The sequence below is a fragment of the Alteriqipengyuania flavescens genome, from assembly GCF_030406725.1.
Classification (GTDB): Bacteria; Pseudomonadota; Alphaproteobacteria; order Sphingomonadales; family Sphingomonadaceae; genus Alteriqipengyuania_B; species Alteriqipengyuania_B flavescens.
In genome coordinates, this window is record NZ_CP129107.1 from 437,608 (window position 1) to 458,007 (window position 20,400).

A 20,400-nucleotide genomic window follows, 5' to 3' on the forward strand; every position below is an offset into this window, starting at 1 on the left:
CCCGGAATGAAACAGTGGTTCCTTGCCTGCACCGCAGGTGCCCTAGTCCTTACCGGATGCAGCGCCGAAGACGGCACGAGCGAACCCGCAGGAACCGCTAGCGAATCGTCAACTCTGGCCACTGTGATCGGTCAGGCCGACGGGATTTCGACGGTTGCGTCGACGCTTTCGGATAGCGGCTTGTCGGGCGTGTTCGACGGTGCTGCTTCCTACACCGTGCTCGCACCCAGCGATGCTGCCTTCGAGGCTGCTGTTCCGGAAGGTACGTCCCTCACCGGCGCGGATGGCCGGCCGCTAGCGATCGCCGTGGTCCGGCAGCATATCGTGCCGGGTTACCTGAGCCCGGACGATATACGCAAGGCGGTCGAAAGTGCCGGCGGCGGGTCGGTCACCATGGCCAGCTATGGCGGGGAAGACCTGACCTTCACTATCGACGGTGAAACGATCATGGTGGCCGGGCCGGGCGGAAAGTCCGCCCGTCTTGACGGCTCTGCCAGCACCGCCAGCAACGGCGTGGTCATTCCCATCGATGGCGTGCTGGTCGATATTCCCGCCGCGACAACCGCCGCCGAATAAATCTTAATAATCCCGTCGGTACTCGGCCGCGACACTCTCGCGGCCGATTGTCGATACGCTGGCCAGAAGCACCAGCCAGCGCGTCACCCGGTATTCGAGCTCGGTCGCGCTATAGCCCTGCCCGTCGGTGATAATCTCCACATAGAGCTGGTCGGTGATGTTCTTGCCCAGCGCCACAGCCGTGCCGCGGTCGAGCGCCGGGTCGGCGGCAACGATGCGAAGCCGGTCGAGGCCTACAGCGGTGCGCAGGCGGTTGATCGGGTCCAGCCCGCCGCCCCCGCTGCTGTTGAGCGAGGCGATTGCTGCGCCCAGTTGGAGGGCATCGGTGGCCGACAGGTCGCTGATCGAACCGCCGAACAGCAGCCGGGCGAGGATTTCCTCGCGCGGCAGCGGCGGTGTCGAACTGAAGTCGATGTCGGTGCGCGTTGCCGAGCCGCCGATGGTGACCGTGACGTCCAGCCCCGGCACGCTCGTTTCCGCCACGATGTCCAGCAACGGATCGATCGGCGCATCCTCGGTGAAGCCGATCTCGCCCTTCGTCAGTTCGAACCGCGTGCCGGCAAAGGTGTAGTCGCCTCGCACGACGCTGACCTGGCCGCCGATCCGCGGCTCGTCGGTCGTCCCGCGCAGCCGGATATTACCGCGCCATTCGCTTTCGAGGCCGAGGCCCTTCACGTCGATCCCACCCAGCGGGGCCTCCGCATCGATCAGGAAGCGCCAAGGTGCAGCAACCGACACGGCGGCGCGGCGGTCTTGCGGCAGATTGATTTCGCGGATCTGGATGTCCGGCAGGCGCTGCGCCGCGGCCGGCCCGCCGAGCGACCAGTTCGCACCGTTCAGGCGCACGCGCCCGGCAATAGTCCCGCCGATACCGTTGGAGACGATGCGGAGCGGACCCGTGACGGTCGCGCCCAGCCCCTCCCGCTCAATCAGTTCGGCGTTGCGAGCGGCGATGCGCAGGTCGATATCCGGTCCGCGCCCGGTGCCTAGATTGGCGAGGTCGATGTAGCCGCTGCCGCTCACTGTCCCGCCGTTAGGGGCGGTGCCGCTGAAGCTGCGCAGCAGCAGGCGCGCGTCGTCGAACTCGCCGCGCATGCGCATATTGGTGATGTCGGTGCCCGATAGCGAGCTGCGCAGGCGGAGGTTGTCGCCCGCCACCGATCCGCGGAAGCGCGGCTGGCCGAGGCTACCGGTTACATCCGCCGCCGCATTCAGCGGGCCGGTGATGTCGAACGCGTCCAGCGCAGCGAGACGCCAAACGCCTTCGGGCGGTCCGCTGTATCGGAACTGGGCCAGCAGATCGCCTGCATAGAGCCGGTCAAGCAACCCGCCGCTACCCGGCAGGCCCGTGATCCGCCCCTGCAAGCGCCCGCTGATGCCGCCGTCGGCCTTGATCAGCGCGCGCGTGTCGAGGCGCGTCGGGGTGAGATTTGCGACCAGGTTCACGTCGATCGGGCGGCTGGTGAGGACGAGACCCGAGCGGGTGAGCCCGGAAATCTTTACCCGCGCCTCGCCCGTCGGCTGGCCGCCTGCGCTCGGTGCGTAGTTGATCCGGCCCGAGATGGTCCCGCCAAGGCCGAGATCGGCCCCCGCCACGTCGGCGAGCGAGAGCGGCATGTTCGAGACGGCGAGATCGATACGCGGCTCGCGCGGTCCGCCGAAGCCGCCTTCCACCGTAAGCGCCCCACCGGCATAGCGCAGCTGCGTGGGCATCAGGGTCCAGGTGCCGTCCGGGTCCTTGTCGAGCACGGCGTAGCGCGGCATCACGATGTCGCGCCCCGCATACTCGCCCCCGGCCACGAAACGGACCTGCTCGGACGTCGCTTGCCCCTTGAACTGCAGCGCGAAGCGGCTGCGGCGGCGCCCGGCCAGCGCGCCTTCGAAAGTGCCGACACCATCGACGAGGTCGGCTTCGGCACGCAGGCGATTGATGACGAGCCCGCCATAGCGCACGCCGGTGAGGTCGATGTCGGCCTCCACCGTGGGCGGTTCGTCGCCGCCGACAAGCCCGCTTGCATCGATGGTCCCGCTGCGGATCTGGATCCGGCTGGGGCTCGCGATGTCGAAGCCATTGGCGACGAGATTGACGTCGAAGCCCTGTCTACCTTCGCGCGGCGCGAGCACGATGGTGCCGTCGAGACCGCCGCCGGCCAGTTGCAGGTCGCCCGCCGCGCCGCCTTCCACCAGCGCGATTTCGCCCGCCACATCAGTTTGCGCAACGCGGAATTCCTGAAAGACCAGCCGCGTGTCGGTGCCTGGGGTCGAATAGAGGTTCACGGTCCCGGCAAAGTCCCCGAGCGGAGAGATGCCGCTGGTCTCGATCCCGAAGCCGTCGTCAATCGGGCGCAGCGCCACCGCCACATCGGTAAATCCGCCAGCAGGTTCGGCGAACACAAGGTCGGCACGCGGTCCGCCCGCATCGAGCGATGCCTGCACGGTGAACGGTCCGTAATCGACGTGGCGACCGCGTCCGACGATGGTGGAATTGCCGTTCTGGTAACGCCCATCGAGATTCGCGGTGATCTTGGCCGACCGGAAAGTGGCGTTATTGAAGCGGATCGGCTGCGCGCTGCCCAATGCGAAGCCGCCGTCGAAGCGGATATTGCCGCCCGTCTGGTCGGCCAGCGTGGCGTTGTCGATGCGGGTCATGCGCCCCTCGACCTGCCCGCTGACGCGCCATCCGGCGTTGTCGAAGACGAAATCGATATTCGCATTGCCGGACATCGCGCCGAGGTTCTCGATGGCGAGATCGTCTGCGCTCACCGGCCCGCGGATGCGATAGATTCCGTCGGCGAGATTGGCGTTGAGCGCCACGTCGGCCGCGAGGCCGGGGAAGCGCACCGAAAGGTCGTCCGCCAGCAGGTCGCGCCCGGTGTAAACCAGCGTGCCGGTCGCGGTGCCGCCGACAAGTCGCGGGTCGATGAAGTCGGTGTTGGTGACCAGTCGCTGCACCCGCGCATCGAGCGGGACGACCCAGCGCGAGCCATCGTAGGTCGCCGTGCCGCGCTGAGCGAGATCGACGATCCGCGTGTCGCCCGTGACGAATTCGGCCACATCCACGTCGTGTTCGATGGTGAGGTCGCGGAAATCGCCGTTTACAAGCGCATCGAAACGCGTGCCACGCAGCGTGAAGCTGTCACCGGACAGGTTCGGATCCTTCAATCGCCCGCTAAGACTGAGCGCGTCGACCACCTTGTCGGCCAGGTCGACGCCGCCGTCGCCGCTGACGCGCAAGGACGGGCTGACGGCGGTAAATTCGCCCGACAGGACGCTCTGGTCGAGCGTGCCGAGGCCCTTGAAATTGAGAACCTCTCCAACCGCGCGCGCCGGTATCCCCTCCAGCATCGACGCGACCCGTGCCTGTCCCAGCAGGCCGATCCGCCCTTCGGAATTGGTCAGGCGAAACGCGGCGAAGTCTTCACCATTGCGCGTAGCATAAAGCCCACCCTTCCAGGCGGCCCAGCTTCCGTCGCCATAGCCGATGGCGCGAATGTCCGCATTCATGCCGGTCATCGCCGCGAAAAAGCCATCTGCGGGCGCATTGTAATAAAGGTTGAGGTCGAACGTCCCTTCGGCAGGCACGTTGATCAGCTTGAACAGCGCGCGGTCTTCCGTCCCGACCATCGCGTTGGTGAGCAAGTCGACTCGGCCATCGCGAATGTCGGCACGGGCGAACAGGTTCAATTGCTGGTCCTCGCCGCCGAAAATATCGCCGTCGACGGTCAGGTCGTTGATGATCAGGCGGTCCACGCGGATATCGAAATCGGGCAGTATCGGCGCGTCTGGGTCGCCCGGCAACAGAACAGGCGTGCGCATCAGCCGCCCGCGGCGGATGATGAGTTCTCGGACATCGAGCCCGCTCCTGAACCACGACAGGGGCCGCCAATCCAGTTCGATGACCGGGATTTCCAGGAACAGCCCTTCGGTGTCGTAGACCGAAACGTCGTGCAACGTGGCTCTTTCGTAGAGCGATCCCTCGATCCGGCCGACTTCGAAGCGCAGGCCGGACGCCGGCGCGACCTTGCCGATCTGTTCCGTGACGAAGCGCTTGCCGATGGGGCTGTTGAGCACCGCCACGCCGATTGCCAGCACGGCGAGCACAAAGGCGAACAGGCCGAGCAGCCACTTGGCAACGCGCTTCGGCCAGCCGCCCTTGCGCCGCTCGGCTGCCGGTTCTTCGGCTACTTCTGCTACTTCGGCGTCACTCATCAGAAGGCCTGCCCCAAGCCGACATAGACCGCGAAGGAGCTATCGAATTCGCCGGGATTGAGCGGCACGCCCACATCCACGCGGATGGGGCCGAAGCCGGTCTTGTACCGCGCCCCGATGCCGACGCCGATCTTGATCTCGTCGAAGTCCGGCGTTGTCCCGCGGGCGACTGTGCCGGCGTCGACGAAGGGCACGACCTCGACCAGCCCGTTCAGCAGCGGGGTGGTGATGCGTGCCTCCGCGCTCAGTTCAAAAGCGGAAAGACCGCCGGTCGGCACGCCGTCGGCGGTGATCGGACCGATCGCCTGGTAGCCATAGCCGCGCACCGACGACCCGCCACCGGCGTAGAGCCTGCGCGACGGCGCAATGGCCTCCAGCGGCGCGCCGTTGATGCTGGCGAGGCGGAAACGGCCGGCTGCGACCACTTTCTCGCTCACCGGCTGGTAATAGCTGCCGGTCGCTTCGGTGCGGACGTAGAAGCTGTTCGTCTTGATGTCATTGTTGCGCGAGATTTCCGGCGCGACGAAGCCGCCGAGGCGGAAGCCCTTGCGCGGATCGAGCAGGGAGTCGGTCGTGTCGATTTCCGTGCGCCCGAAGACAGAGCCGACGAAATAGGTTTCCCGCGGCAGGCGGTTGCCGTCCACATCGACCGCGCTTTCCTGCGTCGCAAGGAGTTCAGCGCCCACGCCCCACGTCAGCGGCTTTTGGTAAAGCAGGGTGGAAATACGCTCGAACACGCCGGTCAGCGCGATGGCCTGCCGGTCGTAAGCGACAGTGTCGATCGTGCTGGCGTAGGCGTCGATGGTCAGGATGCGGTCGCGTCCGGCCACGTTATTGCGGCGGAAGGTCACGCCGAGCAACTGCTCCTGCGTGCCGAGAATGCCGCGCACGCGCAGCGAGCCTTCGGGCGGGAACAAGTTGCGGTGCTCCCAGCTCGCGGCGATCTTGAAGCCTTCCTGGCTGCCGTAGCCGATCGACCCGGCCAGCGTCCGCACGGGTGCAGGCGTGATACCCACGTCGAGGTCGACCGTGCCAGGCTGCCCCGGCTGCGGCGCAACGACTTCGCGCTTGGTGATGGTGACCGAGGAGACGAGGCCGGTGGCCAGGATCGCACGGCGCAGGTCCAGCTCGTCTTCGCGCGTGTAGAGGTCGCCCGGATCGAAGCGGGCGATGTCGCCCAGGTGATTTCCGGACAGGAAATCCGGCCGGTCGCTTGTGACCACGCCGAAGTTGTACTTGCCGTTGGGACGGACGATCATGGTGAGATCGCCTTCGTCGCGCGCATGATCGATTAGCAGTTCGGGCGCGTCGATCTCGGCAAAGGCATAACCGTTGGCGCCAAGCGCGGTGTCGAGATCGAACTGCTCCTCGACGATCTTGTCCTGCAACACGGGATCGCCGGCGCGGATTTCGAAAGCATCGCGCAGGAGGTGGGAATCGTCGGCCTGCGCCAATTCGCCCAGGTCGACCGCGCCGATCGTGTATTGGGGGCCGGGCAGGACATCGAAACGCACGGCGCCTTCGGCCAGCGAGGCTGCCTCCTCGCCCGGGCTGATCCCGCCGACGGAGCGCAGGACTTCGCCATCGTAGTAGCCGTAAATGCGCATCAGCCGGATGAGCAGTTCCTCGTCGGCGCGAGCCCGTGCGGCGAGTTGGGCGAGGCTGTCCTCGTCGCTGTCGAGCGCCTCGACCTGCGAGAGGGCCTGGAACCGGTCGATGAATTCGTCCTGCTCGGGGAACAGCGAGCGTTCCGAGGGGAAGACAAGAGTTGTCGTGTCGGAAACACGGACCTCGAACCCGTCTTCCAGCACCGGCAGCACTTCGAACGGGTTTTCTGCGAACTGGATGTCGTCCGGCGGTTCGAGGTCGGGCACGTCTGCCAGCTCGATCTCGTCCGGCCACGGCACGGTGATTTCAGGCAAGTCGTCGAGCGGTGCGTCGGCGGCCAGCGGAGGCAAAGCGTCAGGCGCGGCGTTTTCCGCCGGCACACCTTCGCCCGCCCACCCGTCGGGATTGTCGATCGCGCTGTCGGGGATCAATTCCTCGAGCTCGGCAGACGTATCGCGATCCTGCGCGAGGGCGGGCGAAGCGGTGGCGGCCAGCGCCATCGCCAGCGCGCCGGTCAGGGCGCGCGGCGAGATGGCGGCTACGCGTCGCGTGGAGTCATTCGACAGGCGAAAAGCTTTCGACTTGCTCGGGCAACCCGTCCTTGTTGCCCACGAAATCGCCGGACCGGTCGCGCGGGCGAGTGGCTGCTGCGATGAGGCCGGATTGCTCGTCTTCCGACATGCGCACCCAGCCATCGGGGCCGAGCCGTTCGAGCGGGCGGTAGCGCACCTTGTACTGCATACGCGGCGAGCCATCGACCCAATAGCCGAGATAGACATAGCCCAGCCCGCTGTCAGCGGCGCGCCGGATATGGTCCAGGATGATATAGTTACCAAGACCCGTACGATCCTCATGCTCGGGGTCGAAGAAACTGTAGATCATCGACAACCCGTCCCCCTGCCGGTCGGTGAGGCAGGCACCGACCAGACGGCCGGGCCGCTCCCCGTCGGAGGGCTCCCTGTATTCAATTACATAGCTGGATACAGGCGTGTGTTCCACCATATCTGCAAAATCGATGTCGTCCATCGCCGTCATGCCCCCGCCGGGATGGCGCGCGCCGAGGTACTTCTGGAGCAGTTGGTACTGCTCGTCGGTAGCCCAGGGGCGGCACTCGGTCGCCACCAAGTCGGAATTGCGGCGCAGGTTCTTGCGCTGCGTGGCCGAGGGCCGGAATTCGTTTGCCACCACGCGCACCGACACGCAGGCGCGGCAATTGGCGCAGGACGGACGATAAGCAACGGTCTGGCTGCGGCGGAAGCCGATCCGGCCGAGCGCATCGTTCAGGGCATCGGCATGCTCGCCCTTTAGCTCGGTGAAGACCTTTCGCTCCGTCCGACCGGGCAGGTACGGACACGGCGCCGGGGCAGTGACGAAAAATCGCGGAAATCGTACCGGAGCCGTCACTTCGCAAAAAATCCTCTCTGCCCAGGCGGGCCTGCGGGTGCATGGTCTGCGCGCATCGACCGGTTCGTCGCCGCGCCGCACCACCTCTCTGCCCGAGCGAGTCGCCCGGTAGAACCGTCTTAACCAAGAATCATGGTTAACCTGAGGTTATTTTGCACAGTCCACCCGATCAACCCCCGCCATGGCCCGCTTTGGGTCAGGGGTGCGGGTCAAGTGTTAACGCGTGAAATCAGCGCCTTGGATCAGGCGAGCTGGACCATCTTCGTCTCGTAGCCGAGATCGAGCAGGCGCTCGACGAGGTCGGCGATCTGGCGTTCGTCGCGTGCCTCGCACTCGATGTCGGTGATAAGGCCCTTGGCCGGCAGGTGGGTGAAAATGCGCTGGTGGTAGATTTCGATGATGTTGACGTCGTGCGCATCGAATTGCCGCATCAGCTTGAACAGCGAACCCGGCCGGTCCTGCAGCGTTACCCGCAACCGCGCGAGGCGTCCCGAGCGCGCCAAGTCTCGCAGCAGGACGTTGGCGAGCAGGCGCGTGTCGATGTTCCCGCCGCACAGCACCGTGCCGACCTTCTTGCCGGCGAAGCGCTCCGGGAAAGTAAGCATTGCCGCGAGGCCCGCCGCACCTGCGCCTTCGACAACTGTCTTCTCGATCTGCAGCAGCAGCGACACCGCCTGCTCCAGCGCCGGTTCGGGTACCAGGACGATATCGTCGAGCAGTTCGGCGAGCCGGGTTGCGGTAAAGCCGCCCGGTTCCTTGACCGCGATGCCTTCCGCAATCGTGTCGCCCCCGCAAGCGCCATCGGCGCCTTTCACGCGGTTGTGCATCGAGGGATAAAGTTCCGCCTGTACGCCGATGATCTCGATCCTCGGGTTGAGCGCACGGGCGACCGTCGCCATCCCGGTGGCCAATCCGCCGCCACCGATGGGGATCACCAACAGGTCGAGATCCGGCTGCTCGTCCAGCATTTCCAGCGCCACGGTACCCTGCCCCGCCGCCACCTTGGGATCGTCGAACGGGTGGACGAAAGTGAGGCCCAGCTTGCTTTCGAGATGGCGCGCGTGGGCATAGGCCTCGTCATAGGTCTCGCCGTGCAGCGTGACCTGGCCGCCGACGCTTTCGGTCTGCATGACCTTCACTGCCGGGGTGGTCTTCGGCATCACGATGGTGACGGGCACGCCGAGCCGCCTGCCGTGGTAGGACAGGCCCTGCGAATGGTTGCCGGCGCTTGCCGCGATGACCCCGTGGCCCCGCTGCTCTTCCGTCAGCTGCAGCAGTGCGTTGAGCGCGCCGCGTTCCTTGTAAGCGGCGGTGAACTGGTGGTTCTCGAATTTCAGCCACACTTCCGCGCCGGTGATATCGGACAGCGTCTTCGACAGCGCCATGGGCGTGCGCACGATCGCGCCATCGATCCGTGCCGCCGCGGCGCGGACGTCGTCGATGGTAAGCGGCTGGGCGCGATGCTCCGCGTCGGTCAGGGGCTGCGTCATAGGGCGCCCTGCCTACCGGAAATCCGCCGCACTGCCTATCGCCGCGCAATTTGGCCGCGCGAAAGATTTGCTTTGCCGCGCGCGGGCCGCCATCAGGCTGGCCATGAGCACAGGAAAATCAGTCGCTTTCCTCGGCCTGGGCGTCATGGGCGCGCCGATGGCGCGGCATCTCGCCAGGGCCGGACACGCGGTCACCGTCTACAACCGCACGGGTGCGAAGGCCGATGCCTGGGTTGCAGAGCATGGCGGCAGGTCCGCAGGCTCACCCGCCGCAGCAACCGCCGAAGCCGATGTCGTGCTGACCTGCGTCGGTAATGATGAAGACCTGCGCAGCGTCGTGCTGGGCGAAGACGGCGCGCTTGCCGCCATGAAGCAGGGCGCCTGCTTCGTCGATCACACCACCGTATCCGCCGCCATCGCCCGCGAAATCGCGGCGGAAGCTGAGGCGCGCGGCCTGCTGGCAGTCGACGCGCCGGTTTCGGGCGGGCAGGCAGGCGCGGAAAACGGGCAGCTCTCCATCATGTGCGGCGGCAGCGCAGAGGCGATGGCCGCCGCGACCCCGGTAATGGAAGCCTATGCCGCGCGGATCGTCCATGTTGGCGGACCGGGTGCGGGGCAGACCACCAAGATGGTCAACCAGGCGTGCATCGCCGGCATCCTCGCCGGGCTTTCCGAAGGCGTGCAACTGGCACAGGCGAGCGAGCTCGACATGGCGAAAGTGCTGGAAGCGATCAGTGGCGGCGCGGCGCAAAGCTGGCAGATGGTCAACCGCTGGGACACGATGGCGAAAGGCGTATTCGACTTCGGTTTCGCGATCGACTGGATGCGCAAGGACCTCGCCATCGCGCTGGCGGAAGCGTGCAGCCGCGGCCTGTCCATGCCGGTGACCGCGCTGGTCGACCAATTCTATGCCCAGGTGCAAAGCCGGGGCGGCGGGCGGCTGGATACCAGTGCCCTCATCAAACACCTCGAAGGATGATTTCGTGCTGAAGACGCTACTTTCCGCCGCCACTGCGGCCATCGCCCTGATCGCTGCGCCCGCCGAGGCCGATGTGCTGCTCGACAATGTCCAGGGCATCGCCGTGGACCGCGAAGGCAACGTGACCCGCTTCGAAGCGCTGGTGATCGGCGACGACGGGCGCATCACCCACGTGCTCGCGCGCGGGGAGCGGCGGCCGCAGACCGACTATCGCGAAGACGGGCAAGGCCGCATCGTCCTGCCGGGCATGATCGACAGCCACGGCCATGTCATGGGCATCGGCCTCTCCGCGCTGTCGCTCGACCTGATGCAGACCGCGTCGCTGGGCGAGGCGCAGGCCGAAATCGCCGCCTATGCTGCGCGCTTCCCCGGTCGGCCTTGGCTGCTGGGGCGCGGCTGGAACCAGGAAACCTGGGGCCTTGGCCGCTTCCCCACCGCCGCCGAGCTCGACCTTGCCGAAAGCGAGCGTCCGGTATGGATGGAACGAGTCGACGGCCACGCCGGCTGGGCAAATTCGGCCGCGCTGCGGCTGGCGGGCATCACGAAGGACACGCGCGACCCCGCCGGCGGCCGGATCGAGCGCGATGCGGCGGGCAACCCGACCGGCGTGCTGGTCGATTCGGCGATGGAACTCGTCTCCGGCAAGATCCCGCCTCCGCGCGGCAGCGACCGTGACGCGGCGCTCAGCGAGGCGCAGCGGCTGCTGGTTGCGCGCGGTGTCACGGCGATCGCCGACATGGGTACGTCGATCGAGGACTGGCAGACCTTCCGCCGCGCGGGCGACACCGGCGGGCTTTATATCCGTATCATGAGCTATGGCGCGGGTATCGACCAGACCGTGCTGATCGGCGGCACCGGCCCGTCCCCCTGGCTGTATGACGACAAGCTGCGTCTCAACGGCGTAAAGCTCTTTCTCGATGGCGCGCTCGGATCGCGCGGAGCCGTGCTGAAAGAGGATTACGCCGACCATCCCGGCAATCGCGGCCTCGCCCTGATGACGCCGGCGCAACTGCGCAACGCCCTGACCCGCGCGGCCATCGACGGGTACCAGCCCGCGGTCCACGCCATCGGCGACGGCGCCAACATGGAAGCACTGCGCGCCATCGACGATGTCGCTCCCGTCTATCCCGGCGATATCCGCTGGCGGATCGAACACGCACAGGTCGTCGATCCCGCCGACATGGACATGTTCGGCAACCACGGCATCGTCGCATCGATGCAGCCGGTCCACCAGACGAGCGACCGGCTGATGGCCGAAGCACGGCTGGGCCCTGACCGGCTCGACGGTGCCTATGCATGGCGTTCCATCGCTGCAACCGGCGCGCCGCTCGCTTTCGGCTCCGATGCGCCGGTCGAGCTGCCCGATCCGTGGACCGGCCTCGCGGTGGCCATCAGCCGCGAGGATGCGGACGGCCAGCCTTTCGGCGGCTGGTATCCGCAAGAGGCCGTCAATCGCGGCGCGGCGCTGGCAGCCTACACGGCGGGCGGCGCCTATGCCGGGTTCGCGGAAGGGCGTTTCGGCCAGCTGGCAGTGGGCGAGCAGGCGGACTTCGTGGTGGTCGACCGTGATCCGATGATCTCCTCCCCCGCCGAAATCCGCGAAACGCAGGTGCTGGAAACGTGGATCGGCGGGCGCAAGGTCTATGATGCCCGAACCCGCAGCGGCGACGCGCCGGAGATCGTGGCCGGGGAGGAAGCGGAGATCGTCCGCTAGGTCTTCGACGCCGCCTCTGTCTCAGCCTCTTCGGCTTCTGCCCGCTCGCGCGCCCTGGCGGCACGCTTTTCGGTCAGCAGCATCAGCACCAGAGATCCTTCGAAAAGCAGCATCAGCGGCAGGGCGAGCACGACCTGGCTGCCCCAGTCGGGCGGGGTGATTACCGCCGCCAGTATCACGATGCCGACGATCACGAAGCGCCGCGACTTCACGAACTGATCCCGCGTCACCAACCCGGCGCGGCTCAGCAGCATCATCAGCACCGGCAGCAGGAAGCTGATCCCGAAGGCGAGGATGAACTGCATCACCAGGCTGAGGTAATCGCCCGCCGCCGGCAGCGCCTCTATCGGCATGTCGGCGACCTGCCCTTCGAAGCCGATGAAGAATTTGAAGGCGTTGGGCATCACCACGAAATAGGCGAGCGCCGCGCCCGCGCAGAACAGGATGGGCGTGGCGAGAAGGAAGGGCAGGAAAGCGCGTTTTTCCTTCGCGTAGAGACCCGGGGCGACGAAGGCCCACAGCTGGTTGGCGATGATCGGGAAGCTGATGAAGAAGCCGGCGAACAGCGCCACCTTCACCTGCACGAAGAACGCTTCGTAGAGCTTGGTGTAGATCAGCCGCCCCTCGCCTGCGGGAAACGCATTGGTCAGCGGGCGCACGAGGATGCCGAAAATGTCATCGGCCACGAACAGACACCCGCCGAACGCCACGATCAGCGCCAGCACCGCACGCACCAGCCGGGTACGCAGTTCGATCAGGTGATCGAGCAGCGGGGCCTGCGTATCGTCGAGATCCTTGATGATCCCCATTACACCTCGTCCTCCCCGCCCAGCGGCAGGCGCGGGGCTGCCTCGTCGGCGGACGGCGGCTTGGGGCGGGCACGCTCGCGGGCGGCATCGGCCGCCTGGTCCCGCTCCGGATCGGGATTGGCGGCCAGCGGTTGCATCTGCGGCCCTTCGCCGTTTTCGTCAGGCAGCAGGTTGGTCGGCTCCCCCGCCGTCTTGCGCACATCCGCAGCGGCGCCGGGATGGGCTTTCATGATCGCCTCGTTCTGCGCCTTCCACTTCTTTTCCATCTCTTCCATTTCCGCCTCGCGGATCATGGAATCGAGACCGGCGCGGAAATGGCCGGAGACGCGGCGGATCTTGCCGATCCAGCGCCCGGCGGTGCGCAGGGCGAGCGGCATGTCCTTGGGCCCGATCACCAGGATCGCGACCACCACGATCAGCAGCAGTTCCTCCGCACCGATATTGAACATGTTCGCGTCCCGCGGGCGTCAGCCGGTGCCGGTCAGCCTTCGGTCTTGTCGGCAGGCCGCGGGTCGGCGGCAGCTTCGGACGCGGGCTTGGCATCGTGCTGCGGGCCTTCGATGCGGTTTTGCATCGCCTTTTGCGCACCTTCGCTGGGCGTGTCCTCGCCTTCCTTCATGCCGTCCTTGAAGCTTTTCACGCCCTTGCCGAAATCGCCCATCATCTCCGAAATCTTGCCGCGCCCGAACAGGACGAGGATGACGATGGCGATGATGATAAGCTGCAGCGGTCCGATGCTACCCATGGGAAATCTTCCGAAATTGATTGGTCGGCGCGAAACATAGGCGTTGCCGCGCCGCTTGACCAGCGAAGCCTAGTTTTCGCCCTCGTTGGAATCTTCTTCTTCTTCTTCCGCCGATGGCCGGTCGGGGTTCTCGTCCGGCCCCATCAGCGCATCGAACGCGTCATCCACCGGATCCAGTAGTCCGGCCGCCTTCAGCTCGTCGATGCCGGGCAGTTCGCGCCGGCTCTTGAGGCCGAAGTGGCTGAGGAATTCCGGCGTCGTGGCATAGATCACGGGGCGGCCCGGCACCTCGCGCCGTCCGGCAACGCGCACCCAGCCCGCTTCCATCAGCACATCGAGCGTGCCGCCGGAGGTCTGCACCCCGCGAATGGATTCGATATCGGCGCGGGTCACGGGCTCGTGATAGGCGACGATCGCCAAAACCTCGGTGGCCGCGCGGCTCAGGCGGCGAACCTGCTCCCGCTCCCGCCGCAGCAGGTGGGCAAGGTCGGGCGCGGTCTGGAACTGCCAGCGCTTGCCCCGTTCGACCAGCCGGATCCCGCGCCCTTCGTAATGCGCTTCCAGGCTGCGTAGCGCATCGCGCACGTCTGCCCCGCCGAGATGGGTGGAAATCGCCTCCGCGCTCATCGGCTCTTCGGAAGCGAACAGCGTCGCTTCGACCGAGCGTTCGAGATCGGACATCTCCGTCACTGAATGCGCCGTGCGTGCAACGGGCCGAAGGTCGTTTCCTGCCGCAATTCGGCGCGGCCCATGCGCGCCAGTTCCAGCATGGCGACGAAACTGCTGGCGAGCGCCGACTTGCGCAACCGGGGCTCGCTGCCGGGCGGGATGAAGTCCCTGATCTCGAACCAGTCGAGCTTGAGGCCGAGCATGGAGGATACGCGCTCCAGCGCGGTTTCCAGCGTCATCACCGGCCGTTCGCGGACCATGTGGATCGCCGGCTGCGTGCGCGCCTTCACCTGCCCGTAAGCCTGCACGATGTCGTACCATTCGCAGCGCCACGCGGTCTTGCGGTCGATGCGCAGGCCCTCCGGTGCGCCGCGCAGGAAAACGTCGCGCCCGATCCGGTCGCCGCCCATCAGCCGCGCCGCCGCCTCGCGCATGGCGCCCAGCCGCTGGAGCCGCAGTTGCAGGCGCAGCGCCATCTCTTCGGGCGAAGGGTCCTCCTGCTCCTCTTTGGGGAGCAGCATGGCCGACTTGAGATAGGCCAGCCACGCTGCCATCACGAGGTAATCCGCCGCCAGCTCCAGCCGCAGCGCCTCGGCACGCTCGATATAGTTGAGGTACTGGTCCACCAGCGCGAGGATCGAGATCTGCCGCAAGTCGACCTTCTGCCGCCGCGCGAGGTCGAGCAACAGGTCGAGCGGGCCTTCCCACCCGTCAAGCTCCAGATACAGCGCCTCGTCGGCGCCTGGGGAGGAAGCAATACCGTCCCAGTCCTCCTGCGGCTGCGCCTCGTCGGCAGCGGTGAAGAGGAGATCGCCGTCGTTCACGCTGCCTCCGTGAGCGCGAGCAGCGCGTCCCGCTTGGCGAGCAATTCCGCATGATCGGCCGTGCGGGCGGGCGAGCCTGTGGCAGCCAGCGCCCGATCGAGCCGCGCCTTGCCGGCGTCCGACAGTGCGGGCAGTCGGTCGACGAGGCCCTGCTGGTCCTCCATCTTCGCCCAGCAGTTGAGCACGATGTCGCATCCCGCCGCGATGGCGCGCGCGCCGCGTTCCGGCACGGTGCCCTCCAGCGCCTGCATGTCGATATCGTCCGTCAGCAGCAGCCCGTCGAAACCGATCCGCCCGCGGATGATCTCGCGGATCACCGTTTCGGACAGGGTCGCCGGATTGTCCGCATCCCATTCGGTGAACAGCAGGTGGCCGGTCATGCCGACGGGGCAATCGTTGAGGGAACGGAAGGGCGCGATGTCGGTCTCCAGTTCCTCCGCCCCGGCGGTGACCGTGGGCATCGACTTGTGCGTGTCGACATAGGTCAGGCCGTGCCCCGGCATATGCTTGATGCAGCCGACCACCCCTGCGCGCTCCAGCCCCTGCAGGATTGCGCGGCCGAGCGCGGCGACCTGCATCGGCTCGCTCCCCAGCGCGCGGTCGCCGATCACGTCGTGGGTCCCCGGCCGCCGCACGTCGAGCGGCGGGTGGTAGGTGCAATTGATGCCGACCTCCGCGAGGTCCGCGCCCAGCGCTTCGGCGTTTACGCGGGCTGCCTCGATCGCGCTCGCAGGGGCGAGGCGGTAGAGCGCGTCGAACTTCTCGCCGGCGGGATAGGGCGGCCAATTGGGTGCTTTCATCCGCTGCACGCGGCCGCCTTCCTGGTCGATGGATACCAGCACGTCGCGGCCGTGGATTGCGCGCACGTCGTCCGTCAGAGCGCGAAGCTGGTCCGCCGTGTCGATGTTGCGACCGAACAGGATGTAGCCCGCCGGATCGACCTCGCGGAAAAAGCCGCGTTCCGCGTCGGTCAGGCTAGTGCCGGAAAGGCCGAAAATCGCCGGTGTCATCGCCGTGACGCTGGCACAGGCGATGCGGGCCGACAAGCGCGCCCCGCGCCCCGGCTGTTCAAAAACCGGGCCGCCGAGCCGCGAGTGCGCTCAGTTCTTGACCTGGCAGTCGATGCCGGCGTTCTTCAGGCGGCCGCACAGCGCATTCGCCTCGCCCGCATTGCCGGCCATCGCGCGAAGTGCGTATAGCGTGCCGTTGTCGACCTCCACCTGCACGATCGAGCGGCTGACGCCGTTCAGCGCGTCGGTCTTGCTGCGCAGCGCATTCCACGCGGTTTCGGCATTCTGGCGCGAGGAGAAGGCGCCCACCTGCACGCCGACACCGCTGGCCGCAGCGGCAGGAGCTTCCTCCTCGCCCGGCTGGCGGCGATCGATGCTGGGGCGCGCGGTTTCGCTGGCGGCAATCCGGCCTTCGGTTTCGCGACCCTCGCCCTGTTGCGGGGCGACGTCGCCGGTGCCTGCCGCCAGCTGGCCGCCGGCATCTTCGGGACGGGATTTGATCGGGCCTTCGGGGCTTTCGATGGTGCTGCCGTCGGCAATCATTTCCGGATCGGGTCCGGCGCGGGTCAGGGCCCAGATCGCGCCGACGACCGCGGCCACCACCAGCAAGCCGATGACCGCAATCCCGACGATCCGACCCGTATCGACCGTGCCGGCCTCCTCGTCCTCGTCACCTTCTAGCCAGGGGAGATGTTCGTCCTCGTCCGCGAATTCGAGGCGTTCTTCCTCGCGTTCCGCATCGTCGTATTCGTGCTCGTTCTCGTCGCCCCAGGACGTCATGGTCACAGCTCCTCGACCGCCTGCACCCCCAAAATGGCGAGGCCATTGCGGAAAACCTGCCCGATTTGGTCGGCGAGATAAAGCCTCGCTGCCGTCAGGGCGTCATCCTGTGCCACGATGATGCGCTTTTCGGGGTCGTCGTTGCCCGCGTTCCAGAAGGCATGGAAGGCCGCCGCGAGGTCGCCGAGGAAGAACGCGATGCGGTGCGCCTCGCGCGCCTTGGCCGCCTGCTCCACGATGCGCGGGAATTGCGCGGCCTGCTTCACGAGCGCGATTTCGTCTTCGCCCAGCCGGTCGATCGCGGCGGGATCGGGCCGCACGCCTGCCTCTTCCCCCTTGCGCAGTGTCGAATGGATCCGCGCATGCGCATATTGCACGTAGAACACCGGGTTGTCCTTCGAGGCTTCCACCACCTTGGCGAAGTCGAAGTCCATCTGCGCTTCGGGCTTGCGGGTCAGCATGGTGAAGCGAACCACGTCCTTGCCGACTTCTTCGACCACTTCGGCGAGCGTGACGAAATTGCCCGAACGCTTGGACATTTTCACCGGTTCGCCGTCGCGCAGCAACTGGACCATCTGGACCAGCTTGACGTCGAAAGGCACCTCGCGCCCTTCCATCTGCGCCAGCGCGGCGACGGCGGCCTTGATCCGCTTCACCGTGCCCGAATGGTCCGCGCCCCAGATGTCGATCAGCGCGTCGGCGCTTTCCGCCTTCTGCATGTGATAGGCGAGGTCGGCGCCGAAATAGGTCCACTTGCCGTCGGACTTGCGGATCGGGCGGTCCTGGTCGTCGCCGAACTGCGTGCTGCGGAACAAGGGCAGTTCCACCGGCTCCCAGTCGTCGAGCGTCTTGCCCTTGGGCGCTTCGAGGATACCGTCGTAGACCAGCCCTGCCTCGCGCAGCTTGGCCTCGGCCTCGGCCGGCTTTCCGGCGGCCTGCAATTCGGCTTCCGACGCAAAGGTTTCGTGATGGATGCCGAGCGAGGCGAGGTCCTGCCGGATCACTTCCATCATGGCCGCGACCGATGCGGTGCGGAAAATCTCCAGCCACTCGCTTTCCGGCTGGTCGGCGTAGCGATCGCCGAATTCCTTCGCCAGCGCCATGCCGACCGGCTGCAGGTAGCTGCCGGGATAAAGGCCTTCGGGGATCGTCCCGACATCCTCGCCCAGTGCCTCGCGGTAGCGCAGGTGGGCGGAGCGGGCGAGCACGTCGACCTGGCCGCCGGCATCATTGACGTAATATTCGCGCGTGACGTTGTGGCCTGCGTATTCAAGCAGGCTGGCGAGCGCATCGCCGACCACCGCACCGCGGCAATGGCCCATGTGCATCGGCCCGGTCGGGTTGGCGGAGACGTATTCCACGTTCACCCGCTTGCCCCCGCCCATCGCGCTGCGACCATAATTGTCGCCCAGCGCCTCTATCGCGGCCAGCTCGCCCAGCCACATCGACCGGTCGAGCCGCAGGTTGAGGAAGCCGGGTCCGGCGATCTCGACCCCGGCGACGCCATCTTCGGCGCGCAGCCTGTCGGCGATCGCCTCTGCCAGCGCGCGGGGGTTCGTCCCGGCAGGCTTGGCGAGGACCATCGCGGCGTTGGTGGCAAGGTCGCCGTGGGAGGGATCGCGCGGCGGTTCGACGCTCACGTTACGGCGGTCGAGGCCTGTGGGCAGCATGCCGCCATCGACCAGCGCATCGAGCGCGGCATCGACGCGGGCGGCGAGGCGGGCGTGGATCGTGAGTGTGTCGGTCATCTGGCTATCGGTCATGGCCGCGCGCGGTAGCGGCTTAACGACAGGGAGGGAAGCTTACGCGCAGATCGGGCTGCGCGAAGGCGGTATCGCTCAGCGTGTGGCGTTATAGCGCAGTTGGCTTTCGTCGAGCTGGAATCCAACCAGCAGTTCGAAAGTGGCGCGGGCGATGGCGGCGCGCACTTCGGGCTTCGACAGCGGGTCGACTGCGGCTTCCACTTCGCCCGGACGGCGGCGGCGGGTGATTTCCTGCTCGATATCGGCGGGCAGCGATGCTGCGGCGCGGTTCACGAAGGCGCCGGCCTGGCCGCTCGCCTGCGCACGCTCCTGCCCGTCAGCGAAGTTCACGGTGACCGTGCCGACCTGCTTGGAGACGACCGAGCGGCCCGCCTGCAGCACCGTGGAGAAATAGGGCAGCTGCACGCTGCGTGCCCCGCGCGTGTCGGTACGGCGGGCGAGCACGTCGAACGTGGCGCCGGCGTAGATCTGGTCGCCCGTCTCGTCGCAAGTGGTGCGCACGTTGGTGATGGTCGCGGTCACGTCCATGTCCGCCAGCGTCCGGCCCGTGCCGTTGAAGGTCGTGATGTCGCCGGTGAAATCGGGCACGCCCACCGCCGGGCACAGCGAGCGCGCGGTCTGGATGCCGACGCCGTCTTCCAGCACGATATCGCCGCTCGACCGGCACGCGCCGAGCGTGGCAGCTAGGACGATGGCAGCAAGTGCGGCGTTACGAGCGATCATTCCGGGACAATTCCTTCTAGCGTATCGCGCGGCCGGTCATCGGAGCGCGACGGCGCGCGTCCTAGCCCTTTCGCAGGCGCGCCACAACCGCTAGAGGCGGGTCCATGAACGCCCCCTTTCCAAATCCCGACACACTGCAAGCGAACCCGGATGCGCGCGGCAAACCTGCGCTGAAAGTCCTGATCGCCGCCCCGCGCGGTTTCTGCGCCGGGGTGGACCGCGCCATCGAGATCGTCGAACGCGCGATCGAACGTTACGGCGCCCCGGTCTATGTCCGGCACGAGATCGTGCACAACCGCTATGTCGTCGACGAACTGAAGGCGATGGGCGCCGTCTTCGTGGAGGAACTGGACGAGGTGCCCGACGGCGTGCCCGTGGTCTTCAGCGCGCACGGCGTGCCCAAGGCGGTGCCGGCCAAGGCGGAAGAGCGCGGGCTCGACTATCTCGACGCCACCTGCCCGCTGGTCAGCAAGGTCCACCGCCAGGCCGAACGCCAGATGGAAAAGGGGCGCCACATCATCTTCGTCGGCCACGCCGGCCATCCAGAAGTCATCGGCACGCTGGGCCAGGTGCCCGAAGGTACGATGACGCTGGTCGAAACGGTCGAGGACGTCGCCGGGCTGCATTTCCCGGCCGAGGAGGGGCTTTCCTTCCTCACCCAGACGACCCTGTCGGTGGATGACACGGCGGAGATCATCAGCGCGCTGCAGACGCGCTTCCCGAACATCGTCGGCCCGAAGGCGGAGGACATCTGCTACGCGACTTCCAACCGGCAGGCTGCGGTCAAGGCCATCGCGCCCTCGTGCGACCTGATGCTGGTGATCGGTGCGCCCAACTCCTCCAACTCGCTGCGGCTGGTCGAAGTGGCCGAACGCTGCGGCACGGATGCGAAGCTGGTCCAGCGCGGGGCGGAGATCGATCCTTCGTGGCTCGACGGGGTCGGCACGCTCGGCCTCACCGCCGGGGCCTCCGCGCCGGAAAAGCTGGTCCGCGAAGTGATCGACCGGCTGGCGGAGTTCCGTGTCGTCGACGAGGAAAAGGTCCGTACGGCGGAAGAAAAGATGGTCTTCAAGCTGCCCCGCCAGCTGATGGCCTGA

At 66.8% G+C, this 20,400-nt stretch carries 17 protein-coding genes; 4 read left to right on the plus strand and 13 right to left on the minus strand.

Annotation, left to right across the window (positions count from 1 at the left end):
* Positions 1-6: 6 nt before the first annotated feature.
* Positions 7-576, plus strand: a complete 570-nt coding sequence (locus QQW98_RS02350; RefSeq protein WP_290135956.1) for a fasciclin domain-containing protein — start codon at positions 7-9, stop codon at positions 574-576.
* Positions 577-579: 3 nt separating this feature from the next.
* Here QQW98_RS02350 and QQW98_RS02355 read toward each other — a convergent pair whose 3' ends face one another.
* The 4 genes from QQW98_RS02355 to QQW98_RS02370 all read right to left on the minus strand — a co-directional run bounded on the left by QQW98_RS02355 (position 580) and on the right by QQW98_RS02370 (position 9,287).
* A complete protein-coding gene (locus tag QQW98_RS02355; RefSeq protein ID WP_290135957.1) occupies positions 580-4,785 on the minus strand; it encodes a translocation/assembly module TamB domain-containing protein in 4,206 nt (1,401 codons plus the stop codon).
* A complete protein-coding gene (locus tag QQW98_RS02360; protein ID WP_290135958.1) occupies positions 4,785-6,893 on the minus strand; it encodes an autotransporter assembly complex protein TamA in 2,109 nt (702 codons plus the stop codon). The genes QQW98_RS02355 and QQW98_RS02360 overlap by 1 nt, the downstream gene beginning before the upstream one ends.
* A 55-nt stretch (positions 6,894-6,948) precedes the next feature.
* Positions 6,949-7,797 carry an arginyltransferase gene (locus QQW98_RS02365; protein WP_290135959.1) on the minus strand — a complete coding sequence of 283 codons (849 nt, stop codon included), beginning with the start codon at positions 7,795-7,797 and terminating at the stop codon, positions 6,949-6,951.
* A 242-nt stretch (positions 7,798-8,039) separates the two neighbouring features.
* Positions 8,040-9,287 (minus strand): threonine ammonia-lyase, encoded by a 1,248-nt coding sequence (locus tag QQW98_RS02370; RefSeq protein WP_290135960.1) that lies wholly within the window; start codon positions 9,285-9,287, stop codon positions 8,040-8,042.
* 103 nt (positions 9,288-9,390) lie between these two features.
* Here QQW98_RS02370 and QQW98_RS02375 point away from each other — a divergent pair, with 103 nt between their 5' ends.
* Positions 9,391-10,266, plus strand: a complete 876-nt coding sequence (locus QQW98_RS02375; protein WP_404800851.1) for an NAD(P)-dependent oxidoreductase — start codon at positions 9,391-9,393, stop codon at positions 10,264-10,266.
* Between the two features lie 7 nt (positions 10,267-10,273).
* Positions 10,274-11,980, plus strand: coding sequence for an amidohydrolase (locus QQW98_RS02380; protein ID WP_404800882.1), 1,707 nt, complete (start codon positions 10,274-10,276; stop codon positions 11,978-11,980).
* Here QQW98_RS02380 and tatC read toward each other — a convergent pair.
* The 9 genes from tatC to QQW98_RS02425 form a co-directional block, all read right to left on the minus strand.
* Positions 11,977-12,789, minus strand: coding sequence for a twin-arginine translocase subunit TatC (gene tatC / locus QQW98_RS02385; RefSeq protein ID WP_290135963.1), 813 nt, complete (start codon positions 12,787-12,789; stop codon positions 11,977-11,979). The genes QQW98_RS02380 and tatC overlap by 4 nt on opposite strands.
* Entirely contained in the window at positions 12,789-13,238 is a 450-nt protein-coding gene (gene tatB / locus QQW98_RS02390; protein WP_290135964.1) for a Sec-independent protein translocase protein TatB, read from the minus strand. The genes tatC and tatB overlap by 1 nt, the downstream gene beginning before the upstream one ends.
* A 32-nt stretch (positions 13,239-13,270) precedes the next feature.
* Positions 13,271-13,534, minus strand: coding sequence for a twin-arginine translocase TatA/TatE family subunit (tatA, locus tag QQW98_RS02395; RefSeq protein WP_290135965.1), 264 nt, complete (start codon positions 13,532-13,534; stop codon positions 13,271-13,273).
* Between the two features lie 69 nt (positions 13,535-13,603).
* Entirely contained in the window at positions 13,604-14,215 is a 612-nt protein-coding gene (gene scpB / locus QQW98_RS02400; RefSeq protein ID WP_290136834.1) for an SMC-Scp complex subunit ScpB, read from the minus strand.
* Positions 14,216-14,220: 5 nt separating this feature from the next.
* Positions 14,221-15,027: a segregation and condensation protein A gene (locus QQW98_RS02405; RefSeq protein WP_404800852.1), complete on the minus strand. Its 807-nt coding sequence runs from the start codon at positions 15,025-15,027 to the stop codon at positions 14,221-14,223.
* Positions 15,024-16,037: a beta-N-acetylhexosaminidase gene (gene nagZ / locus QQW98_RS02410; RefSeq protein WP_290136836.1), complete on the minus strand. Its 1,014-nt coding sequence runs from the start codon at positions 16,035-16,037 to the stop codon at positions 15,024-15,026. Before nagZ ends, QQW98_RS02405 begins: the two co-directional genes overlap by 4 nt.
* A gap of 90 nt (positions 16,038-16,127) precedes the next feature.
* The gene (locus tag QQW98_RS02415; RefSeq protein ID WP_290135966.1) at positions 16,128-16,817 is read right to left on the minus strand and encodes an SPOR domain-containing protein; all 690 of its coding nucleotides are present in this window, start codon (positions 16,815-16,817) and stop codon (positions 16,128-16,130) included.
* A 2-nt stretch (positions 16,818-16,819) separates the two neighbouring features.
* On the minus strand, positions 16,820-18,565 hold the full coding sequence (gene argS, locus QQW98_RS02420; RefSeq protein WP_290136837.1) for an arginine--tRNA ligase: 1,746 nt from the start codon (positions 18,563-18,565) through the stop codon (positions 16,820-16,822).
* Between the two features lie 90 nt (positions 18,566-18,655).
* The gene (locus tag QQW98_RS02425) at positions 18,656-19,303 is read right to left on the minus strand and encodes a hypothetical protein (RefSeq protein ID WP_290135967.1); all 648 of its coding nucleotides are present in this window, start codon (positions 19,301-19,303) and stop codon (positions 18,656-18,658) included.
* Between the two features lie 104 nt (positions 19,304-19,407).
* Here QQW98_RS02425 and ispH point away from each other — a divergent pair, with 104 nt between their 5' ends.
* Positions 19,408-20,400 (plus strand): 4-hydroxy-3-methylbut-2-enyl diphosphate reductase, encoded by a 993-nt coding sequence (gene ispH, locus QQW98_RS02430; protein WP_290135968.1) that lies wholly within the window; start codon positions 19,408-19,410, stop codon positions 20,398-20,400.

Bases quoted from the DNA above. Each gene is read 5' to 3' on its own strand.
- QQW98_RS02350 (WP_290135956.1), top strand. From the start codon at position 7: ATGAAACAGTGGTTCCTTGCCTGCACCGCAGGTGCCCTAGTCCTTACC.
- QQW98_RS02355 (WP_290135957.1), bottom strand. From the start codon at position 4,785: ATGAGTGACGCCGAAGTAGCAGAAGTAGCCGAAGAACCGGCAGCCGAG.
- QQW98_RS02360 (WP_290135958.1), bottom strand. From the start codon at position 6,893: ATGGCGCTGGCCGCCACCGCTTCGCCCGCCCTCGCGCAGGATCGCGAT.
- QQW98_RS02370 (WP_290135960.1), bottom strand. From the start codon at position 9,287: ATGACGCAGCCCCTGACCGACGCGGAGCATCGCGCCCAGCCGCTTACC.
- QQW98_RS02375 (WP_404800851.1), top strand. From the start codon at position 9,391: ATGAGCACAGGAAAATCAGTCGCTTTCCTCGGCCTGGGCGTCATGGGC.
- tatC (WP_290135963.1), bottom strand. From the start codon at position 12,789: ATGGGGATCATCAAGGATCTCGACGATACGCAGGCCCCGCTGCTCGAT.
- tatB (WP_290135964.1), bottom strand. From the start codon at position 13,238: ATGTTCAATATCGGTGCGGAGGAACTGCTGCTGATCGTGGTGGTCGCG.
- tatA (WP_290135965.1), bottom strand. From the start codon at position 13,534: ATGGGTAGCATCGGACCGCTGCAGCTTATCATCATCGCCATCGTCATC.
- scpB (WP_290136834.1), bottom strand. From the start codon at position 14,215: ATGTCCGATCTCGAACGCTCGGTCGAAGCGACGCTGTTCGCTTCCGAA.
- nagZ (WP_290136836.1), bottom strand. From the start codon at position 16,037: ATGACACCGGCGATTTTCGGCCTTTCCGGCACTAGCCTGACCGACGCG.
- QQW98_RS02415 (WP_290135966.1), bottom strand. From the start codon at position 16,817: ATGACGTCCTGGGGCGACGAGAACGAGCACGAATACGACGATGCGGAA.
- argS (WP_290136837.1), bottom strand. From the start codon at position 18,565: ATGACCGACACACTCACGATCCACGCCCGCCTCGCCGCCCGCGTCGAT.
- QQW98_RS02425 (WP_290135967.1), bottom strand. From the start codon at position 19,303: ATGATCGCTCGTAACGCCGCACTTGCTGCCATCGTCCTAGCTGCCACG.
- ispH (WP_290135968.1), top strand. From the start codon at position 19,408: ATGAACGCCCCCTTTCCAAATCCCGACACACTGCAAGCGAACCCGGAT.